The organism is Thiomonas sp. SCN 64-16, assembly GCF_001725585.1.
Classification (GTDB): domain Bacteria; phylum Pseudomonadota; class Gammaproteobacteria; order Burkholderiales; family Burkholderiaceae_C; genus Thiomonas; species Thiomonas arsenitoxydans.
The window spans coordinates 1-16,845 of record NZ_MEGQ01000053.1 but is presented as its reverse complement, the minus strand read 5'-3'; the positions used below and the strand labels follow the sequence as shown (position 1 = coordinate 16,845).

At 63.4% G+C, this 16,845-nt stretch carries 13 protein-coding genes and 1 pseudogene; 4 read left to right on the top strand and 10 right to left on the bottom strand.

The window, feature by feature from the left end:
• The 3 genes and pseudogenes from ABT24_RS13185 to ABT24_RS13175 form a co-directional block, all read left to right on the top strand.
• Positions 1–380: pseudogene (locus ABT24_RS13185) on the top strand (hypothetical protein); the annotation flags it as partial.
• Entirely contained in the window at positions 346–2,829 is a 2,484-nt protein-coding gene (locus tag ABT24_RS13180) for a DNA breaking-rejoining enzyme, catalytic core (protein ID WP_276732708.1), read from the top strand. The pseudogene ABT24_RS13185 and the gene ABT24_RS13180, both read left to right, overlap by 35 nt.
• Entirely contained in the window at positions 2,826–5,924 is a 3,099-nt protein-coding gene (locus tag ABT24_RS13175) for a tyrosine-type recombinase/integrase (protein ID WP_276732711.1), read from the top strand. The genes ABT24_RS13180 and ABT24_RS13175 overlap by 4 nt, the downstream gene beginning before the upstream one ends.
• A gap of 154 nt (positions 5,925–6,078) precedes the next feature.
• Here the strand turns inward: ABT24_RS13175 and ABT24_RS13170 are convergent, their stop codons facing one another.
• From ABT24_RS13170 to ABT24_RS13160, 3 genes are read right to left on the bottom strand one after another with little or no spacing between them, the layout of a single operon-like run.
• The gene (locus ABT24_RS13170; protein ID WP_276732715.1) at positions 6,079–7,035 is read right to left on the bottom strand and encodes an HD domain-containing protein; all 957 of its coding nucleotides are present in this window, start codon (positions 7,033–7,035) and stop codon (positions 6,079–6,081) included.
• Positions 7,028–8,278 carry a site-specific integrase gene (locus ABT24_RS13165; protein ID WP_276732718.1) on the bottom strand — a complete coding sequence of 417 codons (1,251 nt, stop codon included), beginning with the start codon at positions 8,276–8,278 and terminating at the stop codon, positions 7,028–7,030. The genes ABT24_RS13170 and ABT24_RS13165 overlap by 8 nt, the downstream gene beginning before the upstream one ends.
• Positions 8,271–8,501, bottom strand: coding sequence for a hypothetical protein (locus ABT24_RS13160; RefSeq protein ID WP_013107495.1), 231 nt, complete (start codon positions 8,499–8,501; stop codon positions 8,271–8,273). Before ABT24_RS13160 ends, ABT24_RS13165 begins: the two co-directional genes overlap by 8 nt.
• A gap of 148 nt (positions 8,502–8,649) precedes the next feature.
• Between ABT24_RS13160 and ABT24_RS13155 the strand changes: the two genes are divergently transcribed.
• Positions 8,650–8,865: a helix-turn-helix domain-containing protein gene (locus ABT24_RS13155; RefSeq protein WP_276732723.1), complete on the top strand. Its 216-nt coding sequence runs from the start codon at positions 8,650–8,652 to the stop codon at positions 8,863–8,865.
• Positions 8,866–9,006: 141 nt separating this feature from the next.
• Here the strand turns inward: ABT24_RS13155 and ABT24_RS13150 are convergent, their stop codons facing one another.
• Genes ABT24_RS13150 through ABT24_RS13120 form a run of 7 tightly spaced genes read right to left on the bottom strand, consistent with a single transcriptional unit; the run spans position 9,007 to position 16,808 of the window.
• Positions 9,007–9,744, bottom strand: coding sequence for a UPF0149 family protein (locus tag ABT24_RS13150; protein WP_276732727.1), 738 nt, complete (start codon positions 9,742–9,744; stop codon positions 9,007–9,009).
• A 36-nt stretch (positions 9,745–9,780) separates the two neighbouring features.
• On the bottom strand, positions 9,781–10,146 hold the full coding sequence (locus ABT24_RS13145) for a hypothetical protein (RefSeq protein WP_276732731.1): 366 nt from the start codon (positions 10,144–10,146) through the stop codon (positions 9,781–9,783).
• Positions 10,143–11,057: a restriction endonuclease gene (locus ABT24_RS13140; protein ID WP_276732733.1), complete on the bottom strand. Its 915-nt coding sequence runs from the start codon at positions 11,055–11,057 to the stop codon at positions 10,143–10,145. Before ABT24_RS13140 ends, ABT24_RS13145 begins: the two co-directional genes overlap by 4 nt.
• A 2-nt stretch (positions 11,058–11,059) precedes the next feature.
• Positions 11,060–13,732: a DEAD/DEAH box helicase gene (locus tag ABT24_RS13135; RefSeq protein ID WP_276732735.1), complete on the bottom strand. Its 2,673-nt coding sequence runs from the start codon at positions 13,730–13,732 to the stop codon at positions 11,060–11,062.
• Between the two features lie 5 nt (positions 13,733–13,737).
• Complete coding sequence (locus ABT24_RS13130; RefSeq protein ID WP_276732739.1) at positions 13,738–15,252, bottom strand: site-specific DNA-methyltransferase; 1,515 nt, start codon at positions 15,250–15,252, stop codon at positions 13,738–13,740.
• Between the two features lie 36 nt (positions 15,253–15,288).
• Complete coding sequence (locus ABT24_RS13125) at positions 15,289–15,615, bottom strand: hypothetical protein (protein WP_276732743.1); 327 nt, start codon at positions 15,613–15,615, stop codon at positions 15,289–15,291.
• Complete coding sequence (locus ABT24_RS13120) at positions 15,615–16,808, bottom strand: AAA family ATPase (protein ID WP_286738007.1); 1,194 nt, start codon at positions 16,806–16,808, stop codon at positions 15,615–15,617. Before ABT24_RS13120 ends, ABT24_RS13125 begins: the two co-directional genes overlap by 1 nt.
• Positions 16,809–16,845: the final 37 nt, after the last annotated feature.

The following is a 16,845-nucleotide window of genomic DNA, read 5'->3' as shown; positions in this document are numbered from 1 at the left end:
CCGAAGAATCGGCGGCTCCGCCCGCACGCATCAAATCGCGCAACACTGTGCCGCCCACTGCACTGCCTGCCGCGTTTGCAGTGCCCGCGACGGTCTTGCCGAAAGACACGTCTGACGACGACATCACCGCCTTGCTCTGCGCTGAACGCTGGCTGCTGATCACCAGTGTCGGCCCGCTCAAGGCCTTGCAAACCGAACTCGTGCAACTGCACGATCAGGCGCGCAGCCACGGTTGGACTCAAGATCTCACCCCGCAGATCAAGAGTTTGAAGGCCTTGGCCCGCGTGCTGGACGTCACCCGTCAGACGCTGTCCACCCGCCGCCCCACCCGAGCCGACGCGGACGATGAACACCCGGCCAGCGCAACAGACCGCCCTTGACGCGCTGCGCAAACTCAGCGGCAATACCGACGCCGCGAACGCGGCGCTGCAGTGGATTGAGGCGCCCGACACGGCACTAGCTTTGGCGCTAGTCATCGAAGGCACGCAATTGCTGCTGCCAACCTTGCGCTCCGTGGCTGCAGATTGCGCCACTGCACTGGGCGCCGTGGCGCCGTCTGCCCAGGTCATTGCCGGACTGCAGGCGATGCAGAACGTGCTGAACCCCTCGTCGTCCAAGATCCCGCCTGCCCTCAAACCGTTGCAACGTCCTGCCGCTACCCGCCTGCAACCGTTTCGCGGGGCGATGTCCTCGCACCCCCTGTACACGCTGCTGGGCAGCTGGCACTGGCGAAATGCAAAAGCGGCACGCGATCCCGTGATCCTGAATGCGGTCGCGATGGTCGTGCTGTTTGCCAAGGCGCGCGCGCAGCAACTCGCAGCCGAGCAGGCCGGATCGTCTCCGATTTACGACGCATGCACAGCCTTGCGCGAGCTGGTGCAAAGCCACCCGCAGATCCTGGCCGAGCGCCCCCTGGCAAATGACTGGATCCGCATCCCTACATCGAGCGAGCGTGAGTCGCAGGTCGATGCCATTCGTCGCATCATCGAGCCGGTGCTGCGCCACCACGATCTGATCAAGACCGCCGCACAAGACGACGAAAACGATGAAGACAGCGGCGAGACCTACAGCTCACCGCCCCAAAAACTCCGGCTCGATCTCGGCGATGCGCTGCAGATTCAATCCGTGACGCGGCTGCGCACCACGACGGTGGAGGCGCTCAAGCGCAGCGGGCTGAGCCTTGCCGAATGCGACCCGCAAGAGGAATACGTCGAGTGGACCGAAACTGGCGAAGACGACCCGCTCGATCTCACCCCGCCTGTGCCCAAGGAACGCAGCCTGGCCGAACAGGTGCTGCGCACCCGGGCGCTCATCGCCCGCCGTGAGCGGTCGATGCAGTTGCTCGCCGCGGATTGGACGCGACTCACCGAAGCGGAAGTGGCGCGGCTGTGGCAGGCCCTCTGCGCCGACAGCAAAAGCCAAGACCCGGCGACACGCGAGACGGCCGCCCTGCTGGGACTTGCGCTGTGGACATCCCATCCGCTGCAGACCGAAGACGACGGCGGCCTCTGCGCAATGACGGTTCTCTCGCATGCCCAGGATGCCCCGCAGGCCCCCTCACCGCATCCCTTGTTACTGCTGGATCGCTGGACATTGCGCCTGCCCGTGCGACGTCCTGCAGGTCAGCCGGTTTACCGCGGCGTCGACCGGAGCAAAGCACGGCCTTGTGCGAACGCCATCGACGTTCCGCTTCCCGTCGTCCTGCGTCCCGTGATCGACGCCCTACCCAGCGTACAGCGCTTGTCTACCCATCCGCGCAAAACACAGGTTGACGCCTATGAGATCAAACCCGGGCCGCTGCAGCAACTAGCGGCCGCTTGGCTGCGCGACCAAGTGATACAGACCTCCGGACGGCTCACCCTCAGCGCTGTGGGGCAATGGATGTTTCGCCGGCTCGTCGAACAGCGGCGCGATCATGCCCTGGCCAGTCTGGCTACGGGACGACCTCATCTACTGGCCGACACCGGGCTGCACTATCTGCACGTGCCCACGGGCGACCTCGTGCGCTGGATCCGCCAGGAGCAGGACCGGGCCTGGGGGGCGTTGCAGCAGGCCGACCCCCACTTGGGTGAGAACGACGGCGCCCATCCCGCCTCGGCAATCGAACCTGACGCACCGGTCATCGGTGTGGGCGCGCCCATCGTCCCGCTCGACCGGACGGTGCAGGCGCTGGCCCACAGCCTGGACCAAGCGCTGACGCATGCGCGGTCCACTCCCTTGGCCGACGACGCTCTACTGATTCTGCACAACGCCTTCACGCTGTATGTCCACGCCCTGCTGCGATTCAGTCTGGGATTGCGCGATGTGGGGCAACCGCTGCCCCACTGGAACCAGATCGATGGGCATCACGGCGTGGTTCTCCTCAGCGACAAGGACGATGCTGCCGCATCCGCCACCCGCCTGGCGCCGCTTTGCACGACCGCGCTTGAGCAACTGCGCGTTTACGCCCGGCACGCCCGCGCCACCCTGACTCGCCTGACGCCTGAGACCCTGATCTCACCACCGCCGGTGCTGTTTTATCTGCGGCGTGTCCGCGGCCGACTCGAATGCATCGACCGCCCCACGCAAAAGATGCACGCCGCGCTGGAGCAGGTCACCGGCTATACCCTGCCGCGCAATACCAGTCGGCATTGGCTGCGTTCGCGTCTGGCGCAAATGGGGCTGTCTGGCGAACTCATCGAATTCTTCATGGGGCACTGGCAGCGCGGTGCTGAGCCCTGGGGACGCTACAGCGCCCTGCCCGCGCGCAGGGTCATCGAGTCTTTACGCGACCCGATCGAACAACTCGTGCGCGAGGCTGGCTTTCACGTGGTTCGGGGCTGGGCTTGAGCGACTGGAAAGGATTCGCCGTCGCCGCGTCCGAGCCGCAGGCCGCAGAGAACGGCTTGCAGCAACGCCGCGCGAACGCAGAGCACCATCGGGCGCGTATTCAGGCGCAGGTGCGTGAGTGGATCGCGCAGCAGGGGTTGCAGGATTGGCTGCAGGGCTGTCCCGATCTGGTCATTCCCGATGAAACGGTGCAAGCGCTGCGTCAACGCATCGATCAAACCTTTACCGGGGCGGAGCGACGCTGGGCGACCAACTTCCTCAGCGCCGGGCTGGAACGCGGGCGGCTGGAACGCGGCTGGAGCGTGCGTGTTCCCCCGCGGATTCTGGTGCTGCGCGGGCCGACCCCGCCGCTCAACGCCCTGACCTTCCCGGCCTTGACGCAGGAGGGCTTGATCGATCAGGCGCTGCAAGCCCATTGGCAGCGAAGCGCCCAGACTGGCGCCGAGATCACTTTCGAGCAGATTCTCATCAGCGCCATTTGGTCGTCGGCGCTGATCGGCGAAGACCGCATCCGGCAAGTCGCCGCCGCGCTCAGGGCCAACACCCTTCGCGTCAGCCCAGATGGTCGCTGGGTTTGGACGGAGTGGACTGACCGCAGCGGCAACTGGCAGCGACATCTGTTCGATCCGTTCACCGCCCAGCTTGCGTTGCGCTGGTTCGACCAACGCCGCGACAGCCCGCCCCTGAGCGGAGAAGCCGACTCGTCCCCGTCTGTGGCACGTCCGATTTGGAAGGCGCTCAAACGCTTTCTGGATGTCCAGTCTTTGGGCTTGGACAGCTATACCGACTTCGTGCGCTGCGCCCAGGCGAAGTGGCACTATCGGCTGCCGCCGTTTCTGGCGCAGGCAGCCCGCGGCCTTGTCGCCAACGCCTGTCTGCCGCCGCACGCCTGGTGGCGTCTGTTGATGGGCCAGCGACTGGCCCCCGAACCGATCCCGGCGCCGACGGTGGAGCGCACCGGGCCGGGCCGCGCCTCTGCAACGCCGTCTTCGCCCGATGCCATCGTCCCCTCTACCGAACTCCGTCGCCTGCTGCGCGCCGCGCCACAGCGCGCTCCGCAGATCGCGCGTGCACTGCGCAGGTTCGTGCAGCAGCACGTGTCAGACCCGAACCGGCTGGAAGTGGTCTTGGCCGGATGGCTGATCGGACTGTTGCAGCCCTCTGGCCGCAAGGGCATTCGCCTGAGTTCGGCGCGCGAGCTACTTGCCCGAGTGGATCGCAAACTCGCTGCGGTGCTGGGTACGCATCTTCCCGACGAGGTCACGGTCTGGGACGATGCCATCCAGTCCATCGTGCAGGCCACGGGGGAGCGTCATCGCAGCAACATCGCCACCGCACTCCAACAGCTCGACACCTTCGTGCGTGCGCACAAACGGTGGGATAGCCCGGCGCCCGACCTGGACGAGGGTATGGGTTCCAGCGTCGACGCCCAACTGATCACCGAATCAGAGTTCGTGTCGGTGCGGCAAACACTGCGGCGCAGCGCCCAGCCACGCCACTGCCAGGCGGCGGCGATCCTGGGCTATCGCTGCGGCCTGCGGCGCACGGAAATCCGCGGGCTGCGCTGGATCGATGTGCAATGGCGCCCGCAGCCCCTGCTGTTCGTGCGCAGCCATGCCGGACGCGCGCTCAAGCGCGACAGCGGCCGCCGTGTGCTGCCGCTGAGCGCGTTCTGCACGCAGGAGGAACTGGATCTGCTGCGCCGGATCCATGCAGAAACGGAACGACTGCTGCAAAACAGCCCGGACTTCAGGCAGACGGCCTTGTTCCTGCCCGATCCGCAGGCGCCGGACCAGCCCCGGCCCGAGGAGGCCCTGTTCAACCCGGTACAAGCGGCGATGCGCGCGGTCTGCGGGGAACCGTCGCTGCGATTCCATCACCTGCGTCATAGTGCGGCCAATGCGCTGCTCGCCCAGTTCATGGACGACCTCACCCCGGGAGCCGCCGCCCTGCTCGGCTTGAAACCCGAGTCCATTGCGCCCAAGCGCCAAGCCCTCCTCGGACTGGGCGAAGCCCAGCGCCCTTTGTTGTGGGCCGTGGCCGCCTTCATGGGGCACGCCACGCCGCAAACCACTTTGGGCAGCTATGTGCATCTACTCGACCTGCTGCTCGGCCAGGCCGTGCAACATGAGGCGTCATCTCCGCCTTCGAAGGTCATCGCCTGGTTGGCAGGCTCCACGGTCAATTGGGTCGACGTACAACAGCACCGTCTGGGCCCAAGCAGCAGTTGGGTGGTTCGCAGCGCACACTGGGTTAAAAAGTTAGCGACGTCCTCAGCCCACGCGCAGTCCCTGTGTTGCCCCTGGCCCGCGGAGCCCCCGTCTGGCGGGGCACCCAGCGCTGGCCAGCCCTCTCCGGTCGATTCGGCGCTGATGAACATCACCGATGCGCTGGCCTTGCTGGCAGCTTTACGCCGGGTTCCCTATGACACGGAGTCGGTTCGCCCAGTCAGCGATACTGTGGCACAGCGCATCCATCAAGTCATGGAGCGGTGGGCGCAGTTGCGCGGTACCAGCCCGGCACGACACACGCGAACCGAACGCCCTGTCGCGCCGATGGTCGTCGGTCATTTGCGACTCGAACGGCCTCGCACCCTCAAGCAACTGCGCTCGCGGGCGCTGCGCACCACGGCCCAGTCCGCGCTCGAAGCCTGGCGGAAATGGTCGCAAGCGGACGCGGCAGCGGCCGAGCAGGCGCTGAGCCTACACTGGCGCTTGCACGACAGCGATGATCATGCCGTGGCGTTCACCGCACTGGAGGATGCCCGGCAGTGGAAACAGATGCTCGATACCCTGTCGATGCACTCCCCGGCGCTCCAAGCCCACGCGCTGTCTTGGCAGCTCCAGCCCGCGTTGCGCAGTGCGCACACGGCAACCGAGCAGGTGCATCATTGGGCGACGGCACTGGGCGGCGCGGTGACGATCTCGGTTCAAGCAGCGCGGTCATTCCACCCCTCGCATCCCTCGCCGCCCGATGGGCAGTTGCGGGTGATCGATGCCGCGCACGGCAAGGCCCGTCCTGGCGGGCTGATCGCCGCGCTGGATGCCGCCGCTTATGTGATGACGATATCCATACTGGTGAGAAAAGGGCCATAACCTCCAACAGATCGACCTTGCGCTGGGAGTTTGTGGACAGCCTGCCGCCTGCCCACCGCTCGTCCACCGATCGGCGGCTGCCCGCAAGCGCCACAGCGCCCCGCCACCTCATTCCATTCCCAAACCCGAGCCATCCCGTGTTGTACGAACGCCCTCACACCAACCCGGGCGCTGCCACCCGATAGGGTCGCCGTCCCAGGTGTTTGTGATAGACGCCCCAGCCTGCCCCGTTGGGCAATAATCGCTGCATGAGATCGTCCGTCCCGGAGAGCCGGTCGGCCAGCGAGAGCAGTTCCGCTTCCGGCGTCTGCGGCTCTCGCAGGCCCATCCACGCCGGGGCATGCGCAACGGCGGCCAGAATGTGCAGCAGCGCCATCTCGTGTCCGGCAGGCAGGCGGATGCGCCAGCGGGCGATGGCGCCGGCCACCCATTCGATGACGGTGGTGCGGTGACCAATAAGTCGCCCGCGGTCGCTCATCCCCCAACTGCCATCGGCACGCCGCCGATACTCCTCCGCCTTGCCAGCGTCGTGCAGCAGCGCCGCCAGCACGGCCAGATCCCGGTCGACATACGCCCGGTCGGTCGCCAGTGCGCGCACCTGCTCGGCCACTTCGACGGTGTGGCGCAGATTGCCCGCTTCGTCGTGATGGTGTCCTTCCATCGAAGACGGCCCGGTACAGAACCGTCGAAACCGCTCTGCGTCCCAAAAGAGGGCGTTGAGCAATAGACGGTGGGAAACCGGCAAAGCCTGCCACAGCCGGTGCGCGCGCTGCAGTAGCGCAGGCTCTACCGGCCATCCGGGCAATGCGGTCTGGAACAATCCCAGCTCGGCCACGGGCCGCTCCAAGACCACCAGCCGCGCGATGGCCAGGCAGCCATTCTCGCTGCGCCCAGGGCCGCTCCAGCGCGGACTGACCAACACGCCGCTGCGCAGCCGGGCATCAAGTTGGCGGGAGGACCAGCAGGCTTTGAAACTGGCCTGGGTGTGAAACAGATGGGCCGTGTGATGCAAACATCCGGTCGCATCGGCTCGGCTGTTGACGCTGGCCAGCCGGTAGATCTGCGGCAACATCGGCAAGTCGCTGGGACAGGGGTGCGTGGGTTCAGTCATGTTGGGCTCCTTGTGCGGCGGCGGGCAGGTTCTGCGTCACGTCCACACGGGCCATGGCCGTGGTGAGCAAGCGCTCGAACGCCGAACCATCACGTCGGGTCAGGTTGGGGACGTAACGGCTGTAGACCTTGAACAGCATCTCGGTGGAGGTGTGTCCCATCTGCCGGGCGATCCATTCGGGGTTCTCGCCGGCGGCCAGCCAGAGGGTGGCGGCCGTATGCCGAGTCTGGTAAGGACGCCGTGGCGTGTAGCCGAGATAGCGCAGCAGCGGGTACCACACGCGCTTGGTGACGTTGTTGTGATCCAGCGGCTGGCCCTGGCGGTTGCAAAACACCCAATTCTTCAGAGGCCCGGTTCGCGCAAATTGCCTTTGGAGGGCCTCGAACACGATCTGGCTCATCTGCACGTCACGGTTGGACTCGATGGTCTTGGTCTCGTCTTCCTCGCCCGCCACGAGGGTTTCGCGGATGAGAATGAGGCGGCGCGAGAAGTCGACATACTTCCACTTGAGCCCGTCGATCTCTCCGGTGCGCAGTCCGGTAAAGAAGCGCACGGTGTAGTAATCCCGGAAATCCTCGCGCACGGCCGCGAGCAGCGCCTTGACCTCGTCGAGAGTGAAGGGCTGCACGTCGCTCTTGGCGACCTTGAGCGGCTTGATGTTGTAAAACGGACAGGTAAACTGGTAGCGGTCGGAGGCTTCAAAGAGAATTCCGCGCAGGATGTTCATCACTGCGTTGATTCTGCGGGGTGACAGGGTTTCCTTCTTGCGGCCCGGAGCTTTGGCGAGTGAGGACCGAAAGATCAGAATCTGTTCCCGCGAGATGCTTCCGACTTCCTGCTGCCCGAAGTGCGGCAACAAGTGCACCGAGACGATGTCGGCGACCGTGCGCTGGTAAGAGCGCCGCCATTGCACCGCATTCTCGGCTTGCCATTGCTGCGCGAAATCGGCGAACCGTGGGGTTGGAGGAATCGCTGGCGCCGTAAACGTCGCTGTGGTGCTTGGCGGGGCCGACGTTGCGGGTGCTATTGCCGATCGGGTGCCAAATCCTGCTTTCGGGAAATAGGCGCCTGGATCAAACGTCCCAAGTTGCATATCGCGTTGGATTCGTGCAGCAAGCCGCTCCAACTTCTTCCGGTTCTCTTTCGTGTCCTCCATGGACGTCTGTTCACGGTAGCGCTTGCCGCCGTGCCGGAAGTCCAGAAAGAGCTTGCCCGTGTCTGGGCGGACTCGGATGTTAGGCATGACACACGCTCCCGTCTGCCATCCGAATCGCCGAAGACTCGCCCGACAGCGCGTTGAGGTCTTTTTCGATCTGCTCCCAGATGTAGAGGATCTTGCGGCGCCCGAATGGGCGCACGTAGTGAATGCCTTCAAGCAGCACGGAGTCCTTGAGACGTTCGCGGATTGTCCGCGCGTCGTACTTGATCCGGGCTGAAAGCTCGTCGGTGGTGAGATAGGTGCACATCGTGTTGCTCTCCTAGTAAGATGCGTTGAAGGTCGGATTCACTCCCCATTGCTCGGAATGATCTCCTAGAGACCATTCTATGTCGTTGTAGATCTTTTGCAAGCCAAAACGATCTTCCTGTTGCAAAAATGATTCTCTGGAGGTCATTGTGATCAAGTGCAGACTCTCTTCACTGCTGGGCGACCGCAAACTCAAGATTGCGGACGTCGCGCGCGACACCGGGATCAACCGCGGAACCTTGACGCGCCTCTATCACGAGACTGCAGAGCGGATAGAGCTCGATGTGCTGGACAAGCTTTGCGAGTACTTCGGGTGTGAAGTGCAGGATTTGCTACGGCACGAGGTCGGAACCTCGGCACGATAGCCCACGAGGCCAGATCCGCTTTTTCGCATCCCCCACTATGACCCAGATAAGGGGGTGCGCCGCGAGGCCATTCCGGCGCCGAATCTTGGCGCCTGCCGCAGCTTTAGATCGAAATGGATAGCAGACAGCGCAGCGCGCAGCTCAATGCAGATGGGGCCCCGGCGGAGCGGTCTCGCTTGTGCTCCCGCAACACTTCTTGAACTTCTTCCCGCTGCCGCATGGGCATGGTTCGTTGCGGCCGACTTTCGACGTGGCGCGCACGGCGGGAGGACGCTGCCGCCCGAATCCGAAGTCATCCTCGACGATCCCTGCAGGCACCGCCTGCCGCCGTTCTTTCCAAAAAGCGTGAATCTTGATCAGCATCGGTGCGACGGCCTGCATCCACAGCTCGGCATTGCTTTCATTCTTCGTGGAGTTGATGCCCGTCTCCGTACCCAGCCGTAGGAAAGGCGTCACCCAGGTTGGCTGAATCACCCATAAACCCGCCCAGGCCTCACGGTCGAACCGCGTGCCCAGCAGGAACCCTTCGCACCATTCGGCGGCGCTCCATTGCGCGCCACGCCAATAAATGGGCTCGAACGCAGCCGGGTCGGTCAAGAAGGTTTGAACAATGCCATTCAGAAAACGCATCAGCAGACCCATGATGCGATTGGCCTGATCGAGATCAGCGAATACGGCCTCTTCCTGCCCTTCGTCGGCATCCCACACCCAGGGCAACCACTGCGATGGCATCACCACGCGCGGGCCGATGAGTATGGCCGTCAGATACCCCTCCAGCATGGACAGATCCATCGACCGATCCTCCATATCGGGCTGAGCCAGAAAATCGCTGAGCTCGTCGAGCTCTTCGGCAGTCAGGGCTTGGTTGAGATCGGTCATGGAGATAGTTTTTCAAGGTGTCGTCGAAGGCATGCGTTACGGCTTCGTCGCCAAATAGCCCTTCGTGGGATAAACGGTCAAATCAGACGCCGTACCGGCGGGACACTCTTGCGGGTTGTTGGTATAGGTCACCTGACCGTTCACGACGCATTTGAGCAGTTTGTCGCCCGCCGCGATGAATGGGCGATTTTGAACTGGCGGCGTTTGCGGGGTCGCAGCCGTGTGGGCGCTTGGGTTGACGGGCGCAGGGGCGACGGAGGTCGCCGGACTGGGGATCAGCGCACTTTGTGATGCGTGCCCGTGTAGCGGCCCTGTAGCCGACTGAAACGTCTTGATCGACATCACCAAGGCAATGATCGAGACAGCGAACCAAGCCACCGCCATCCACGGAATCGGCTTCACGCCCCAACCTCCTGACGCGCAGACAGCGTATGCCCACACCGTGTGCACGACCAGAACCGGCTTGCATTGGTGGAGTTCGTTTTGAGCGTCATCTTCGTTCCGCACTGAACGCAGGTGGGCCGCCAGAACTCGCCCTCCGTGGCCACTGCCAGCAAGCGTTGCTGCACTTCAACGGGCTGCGCCAGAATGCGGGCCAGCAGCCCCCTGCCATCCACCCACACGATGTCATGCCGGGCCGCCAAATCCACCGCGCCGGGCAGGAACGAGGACGAGGTGATGAACAACGCCGTGCTGACGCCGTGATCGGTTTTCAGGCCCAGGAATTCGCGGATCGGCACTTCACTGATCTTTTTCCTTGACCAGTTCTTGCATTGCACGATGCCGATCAACTGCGATTTGGACGCATCGCCGTAGAGCCGGATGTCGATGCCGCCATCCGCACCGAACGCCTGCGATGCGGTGAACCATCCCTCCTGTTGCAGCAACGCCTCGCACAGCGCTTCAAAGCGCCGCCATTCGATCAGATCGAACACGGCTTGCGTCCAGGCTGTCGGCCGCGCAACGGCGGCCTCTGCTCGCTCGGGGGGACGCCAGCGGTCGCGCAGGTCATCGTCGATCAATACGTCTGCGGGTTGACTGGATCTGTGTGTTGAGGGGGACCGACGGCTCCCGAAGCTCGGCTCGTCAGGCTTCCCGCTCAAATCACCGGCCCGTCGTGTGGACAGTGCCTGCAAGCCGAGGAGGAAGGCGCCGAGAGCGACGGCCAGCCACGCCCAGGGACGCAACGCCATGAACATGATCGTCAAGGGACTGTTTTGCAAAAAGCTCAGCGCGAGCAGCCCGCCTCCGCCGATGGCGAGCAGCGTGAACCCCATTTCACTGAGGCTTTTGCGCTTGCGGCGGCGTGCCATCGTCAGCCCCCGATCTTGGCTTCGAGCTGTTTCGCCACGTCCCGCCCCTGATCATCGCGCTCCACCGCGAACAGGAACAGGCAGCGTCCGTCGCTGCTGCGCTCCCATTGCTCACCGGCCAGTTTTTTCTCGCGCGAGTCGTCGTTGGTCTTGTAGGGCTCGCCCTTGTATTCCACGACGAGAATGCGCCCGTCGATGAGTTCGGCCACAAAGTCCGGGTAGAAGTAATCCGTGGCGGTCGGGAGCCAGAACGAACATTGCGGCTGACGCTCGATGTTGCGCACCCAGAACTTCACCAGCCGGTGCGCGTCGATCAGCCGGGCGCATTGGAATTCTTCGGTTTCCTTCCCGCCCGGGGTCTTCTCCCGCAAGTCGTGAATCACCGGGTAGAAGTGCTTGTCGAATTGGTAGCTGCCCCGGTACACATTCCTGGCCGGATATTGCCCGGGCTGGAAGCGAAAGCTGTGCGGCGCCGCTTGTTCTGTTGGCGGCACAGTCATCTCCGGCAGCCGAAGCTGAAACCCCTGCGCCACGGCATATTGCCGCAGCCGTTCGATCTCGCGCTCGATGGCCTGTGCCAACTGGAACCGCGCCCGCACCAGCGCGGTGAGGGTCATGCGCCGGTCGTGCAGCAGGTGCTGCACCATGCGAAGCAGATAAGCCTGTAATTGCGGCTGCGACACATCGGGCTGGCGCAACTCCCGATCCAGCCACGCCACCAGGTCTTGCTCGGACACATGGCTGGGGGCATCGTCGAGGTGAAGCTGCGCGGTGTCGATCTTTCGGTATTCAACGCGCGCGGCGTTCACGTCGATCTGGAAGGTGTTCACCGTCTCGGTGATGTTGAACCCGGCCAGTTGTGCGGGCTGCTTCGCCAGATTCCAGTCGCCCAGTCCGGTCAGTGTCTCCCGCTCCACCGTTTCCAGGTGACCGTCGAGGTTCAGACAAAGCTGCGGGATGGGGATGAAGTTCGCGCCCAATTGCGCCGGGGCGCGCATGGCCTGGCGCAGGGCGCGGAAGTCGTCGAACTGGTCGCGCACCTTGTCGCGTTCCTTGGCGGGAACGGTGTTCTCGACGAAGGCTTGCGCCTGCGCCAGCGTGTCGGCGCTGACATCGCCGCGCAGAATCACCGTCGCGCCTTGCGAAGTTGGGCGGATGTCCACGGCCTGTCGCAGCGGTTCCGGCCAGTGCTGGGTGTCAGGCGCTTGTGAAACCTGCAGCGTGAAGTCAGGAATCGCGTTTGGCGCCCTGCCTTGCCCCCCTTGCAAATCGAGCGACGTTTGCGGCAGCAAGGCCGCAGCGGCTTCGAAGCGCTCGAAGCCCATGTTCTGCACCATGCGGTCTTTGAGCGTGGACGCCGCCTGGGCGAAGTTCTCGGCAATGATGTGGGCATAGGCCTTGTTCAGCGCCTCCTGCTGGCGGGAGCGGGCATAGGGCATGCGCAGCACGCGCCCGAGCAACTGCTCCACGTCCTTGGCCGAGTTCACCGATTGCAGCGAAGCCAGCACATAGGCAAAGGAGCAATCCCAGCCTTCCTTGAGCGCTTCCACGGTGATGACGTAGCGAACCGGGCAGGCGCGGTCGAACAGGTCGATGCCGTCGAGTTCCTTTTGCGCGCCGGTGGCCACCGCGATCTGGTCTTCGGGAATCTTTTGGTCGTCGATCAGGTACTGGCGCACCACATCGACCGTGGCTTCATTGCCTTTGGGCGCCGCCTGAATCAGGACGATGGGCCGAATGTAGTCGGGCTCGGCCTGCGCCGTGGTCTCCAACTGGTCGCGGGTGCGCATGGCGTCGGCCACACAGTCGCGCCAGCCCTGCGGATGTTCGGCCAGCACGATGGGCAGCTTGATCATCTGCTCGGCCTTGAGTTCCTGGGCGCTGACATGGTGCAGCACGTTGTTGCCCGCAACCGGCGTGGCGGTGAGTTCGATGATGCAACTGGGATTCACCCGCCCCAGCGTCTGGAAGAAGCGCTCGGTGCGGTTGTTGTGCGCCTCATCCACGATGACCACCGGGCGCTGCAGGTGCAGCCAGTTGGCCACGGAATACTTCACCCTCCCCACGTCTTTCTCGGTCAGGTAGGGTTGGCTCAGCAGATCGGCGGCGGTGACTTTCTCCAGCCCCTGCGTGAGCTGCGGCGGCAGGTTGTCGAAGTGCGGCGCCAGTTCCTCGAAAAAGGCGTACACACTGCGCTGCGCGGTGTTACTGACGTTGAAGCTCTGAATGGTGGCCACCACCACGATGGCCGCCTTGCCCACGTCCTGCGGGCTGAGGGTTTGCAGGCTGTCGAGGTCGCACACCTGCACGCGGTCGCCGAAAGAGTGGGCGAGCGCCTGGCGGTAAGGGTGGCGCACATTGGCCAGGGCTTCGAGGGTCTGGGTGCGGATGGTGTCGGAGGGGGTGAGCCACAGCGTCACGGGGGCATCGGTGTCGAGCAGGGTGCGCGATGTGGCCGCGATGCAGTGCGCGGCCACAAGTGTCTTGCCGCCGCCGGTGGGGATGCGCAGGCACACGGCGGGCGTGTCACCGAAAATCGGCTGGTAGGCCACGGCCCGTTCCTGCCCTGCCAGGGTGGCGGCGAAGGCTTGCGCCACGGGCTGACTGCGGCAGCGCTGCAAAAACCCGGTGAGCGCATCAAGGGTTTGCTGCTGGTAGGTCTTGAGGGTGAGCATCTGGGTCAGCGCATCTTGATGTCGTAGGGAATCTGCTTGAAGGTGATGCCCTCGGCAGCAAGCCGCGCCGGGCCAAGGCGGCTGCTCTCGCCGTAGATCACCTTCGGGCCGGGATGCGCGGCGAGCGCCTGCAAGTGCTGCAGGACGGGATGGGTGAGCACATTGCCGCCATCGGGCCTGCGGTCGCCCAGAATGCCGTTGTAAAGCAGGTAGTAGGCCGTGCCGTTGTGCATGCCCAGCAAGGGCGAATCGAAGTCCTGCGCGCCGGGCTCGCCCACTTCGAGGTGCCAGACATAGGCGGCCAGCGTGGCAAAACGCACGGCGGCGTTGATGTGGCCGTGGGCGTCGAACGCCGTCTCGCCCAGGGTGTAGAAACGAAAACCGCCGCCGCCCTTCCAGCCGACCGCCTCGCTGATGCCGCCCTGTTCGCCGTCGATGACCTTTTGCAGGCGGGGGATGCAGTGGGTGCGGGCGTGCTCGCCCATTTCGATGCCGATCCAGCGACGGCCCATCTTTTGCGCCACGGCGGCCGTGGTGCCGGAGCCGAGGAAGGAGTCGAGGATGAGGTCGCCGGGGTTGGTGGCTATATCCAGCATCCGTTCGATTAAGCGCTCTGGCTTTGGAGTGCCAAAGACGTTCTCGGAATCGAATGCCAATACCTCCTTTTTGGCCTCCTGGGTATGGCCAACTTCTTCGTGAAGCCAGATCGTTTGTGGAACAACCCCAGATCTCACATCCGACAAAAATCGCTTAAGGCGTGGCTGGTTGTTCCCTGAACTGCCCCACCAGATGCGGTTGTCTGCGTCGAGTTCCAGAAACTTTTCCTTTGCTATTGTCCAATAGCGACCTGGGGGTGGCCCGCTGATAACTCTTCCCGTTCGGCTCGTCACGCTGTAGGTGCCAAGGGAATAGAAGTTTCTTGCAGAAAGATCGCTTGAAGTCCATACGCCCCGGGGATCGTTATCAGGATTTTTGTATGTTGAATCGGCCTTGGCTGTGCGCCGCAAGAGATTCCTGTTCCAGGACTGTTTGGCCTTGGCATAGGACAAAACGTGGTCGTGCGAATCGGACAAGTGAACGGCAGTGCTGTTCGGCGAGAAACGCTTCTGCCATATGACGTTTGAAACAAAATTGTTTCGCCCAAACACCTCATCCATCAACACCTTGAGGTAGTGCGCTTCGTTGTCGTCGATGGTCACCCAGATCGAGCCGTCCTCCGCCAGCAACTCGCGCAGCAGCACCAGTCGCGGGTACATCATCGACAGCCACTGGCTGTGCTCCAGCTTGTCGTCGTAATGCTCGAACGCGCTCTGGGTGTTGTAGGGCGGATCGATGAAGATGCACTTCACCCGGCCCGCATAAAAGGGAATCAGCGCCTTGAGCGCAAGCAGGTTGTCGCCCTGGATCAGCAGGTTGTCGGCCGCGTCGCCGTAGGTCTGTTGTTGGTGGAGCAGGTGATAAGGCACGTCGCGCGACGTTTCCTTGGCCTGGTTTTTGTTGACCCAATCGAGAAATGGCATGGGGTGGTGTGTTGTATGAAGTCGTGCCGCCAATGGCTACGCTGCGAGCAAGCGTAGCAAGTCGTCCAGCGTGGGTTCTATTTTTCGCCAGACTTGCAAGGCATCAGCGCCGAAGTGCGCCGCGTAATGGCGCGGATCGAGCAGCGCAGCAACCTGGTCGAACTGGTGAATTCGCTGGCGGATGGCGTAGTCCACCACATGGCCTGCGCCTTTGCCGTGGGCGCAGCGCACGGTCACACGCAAGCCGCTGCCGCGTTGCACGTACAGCGCCTTGACGTGCTGCAAAAAGGCCTGTTCGGTTTCGCCCTCGCCGACAAGGAGCAGGGTGCGGTATTGCGGGCGATTCGGATGTCGCGGCGCCATTACAGATTGGGCACTGCGCCAAACGCACCGGTCATGTATTTGCCGTACAGGCTGACATCGCTGCGCACGCCGCCGATCTGATCGAGCCGCAGGGCGGTGCTCTCACAATCCGCGTTCTTCTCCACCAACATGACCTGATGTTTGTCCAGCAGGTTCAGCACTTCGATGGCGTGGCTGGTGAACACCAACTGGGCGTTATGCGGATTGGTCCGCTGACTGGCAAAGAGATCGAGAATCGCCGCCAGCATGTGGGGGTGCAAGTCGCTCTCAAATTCATCGATCACCGCCAAGCCGCCCTTGCTGAGGGTGGGCAGCAAAAACGAGAGCAAGGAGAACGCGCTCTTGGTGCCGTTGGACTCCAGGAAAAAGGGCAACTCGAAATCCTGACCATGACTGGCATGGTGGCCGTAGGGCATCCAGACCTTCTGTTTGACGTCAGGGTTGAGCAGGTTCTGCGCGACTTCGGACTCGCGGATGCTCAGTCCAGAAAGGCCCAGATCCCAGCCGCAGAGCAGACGTTCCATCTGCTCTCGCAGAGGCGGGTTCTCATAAAAGCTCTTGCTGGCTTGCAACACGGCAAGATCGCCCGTCTGGACACGGCCCACCATGTTGACATTGCTGCTGACGATGGGCGTGGCGAGTTTGAGCGCCAAGGGCACGCCGTATTGCGCAGCCCAGGCAATCAGCGAGACATTGGGCCGCGCTTCCACCGCCTTGGTGGGGTCAAGGCCAAAGTCCTGCTGTCGCACGGAGTAAGTTGCTTTGGCCTCAATCCAATCTCGGATGTAAACATAGCAAAAGCGATCATGTTTGCGGTACAGCGCTTCGTGCAGCACCCGCTGCGGGGTGCAACGCAGCACATAGCGCCACAGATGGCCCTGGATTTCAGCGGTGCATTCCAATTCCACCGGCTCGGCGTTGTTGGCGAAATGCGGCGACACCGGAATGGGGGCTCCCGGCTGCGTTTGCTGGAACGAGGCACTTAGAAACCAACCCAGAAACGCCAGGGGCTTGAGCAACGCTGTCTTGCCGGACGCGTTCGCGCCGATGACGCCCAGCACCTTCGACACACGCTGACCGGCAGCGCTGGTCGCCATCCAGTCGGTGTGGGGAACGCGCTGGTTGACGACGAGATCGATCTCGACACGGTCCAAGAAAGACTGGAAATTGCTCGCCGCATAGCTGTGCAGCATAGGGTGGGCTCCTATCTTCAATTTCGCACGCAATTTC

Excerpts from the sequence above, each read along its gene's own strand:
- ABT24_RS13150 (WP_276732727.1), bottom strand. The coding sequence starts at position 9,744 with ATGACCGATCTCAACCAAGCCCTGACTGCCGAAGAGCTCGACGAGCTC.
- ABT24_RS13165 (WP_276732718.1), bottom strand. The coding sequence starts at position 8,278 with ATGCCTAACATCCGAGTCCGCCCAGACACGGGCAAGCTCTTTCTGGAC.
- ABT24_RS13160 (WP_013107495.1), bottom strand. The coding sequence starts at position 8,501 with ATGTGCACCTATCTCACCACCGACGAGCTTTCAGCCCGGATCAAGTAC.
- ABT24_RS13135 (WP_276732735.1), bottom strand. The coding sequence starts at position 13,732 with ATGCTCACCCTCAAGACCTACCAGCAGCAAACCCTTGATGCGCTCACC.
- ABT24_RS13125 (WP_276732743.1), bottom strand. The coding sequence starts at position 15,615 with ATGGCGCCGCGACATCCGAATCGCCCGCAATACCGCACCCTGCTCCTT.
- ABT24_RS13180 (WP_276732708.1), top strand. The coding sequence starts at position 346 with ATGAACACCCGGCCAGCGCAACAGACCGCCCTTGACGCGCTGCGCAAA.
- ABT24_RS13130 (WP_276732739.1), bottom strand. The coding sequence starts at position 15,252 with ATGCCATTTCTCGATTGGGTCAACAAAAACCAGGCCAAGGAAACGTCG.
- ABT24_RS13170 (WP_276732715.1), bottom strand. The coding sequence starts at position 7,035 with ATGACTGAACCCACGCACCCCTGTCCCAGCGACTTGCCGATGTTGCCG.
- ABT24_RS13120 (WP_286738007.1), bottom strand. The coding sequence starts at position 16,808 with ATGCTGCACAGCTATGCGGCGAGCAATTTCCAGTCTTTCTTGGACCGT.
- ABT24_RS13140 (WP_276732733.1), bottom strand. The coding sequence starts at position 11,057 with ATGGCACGCCGCCGCAAGCGCAAAAGCCTCAGTGAAATGGGGTTCACG.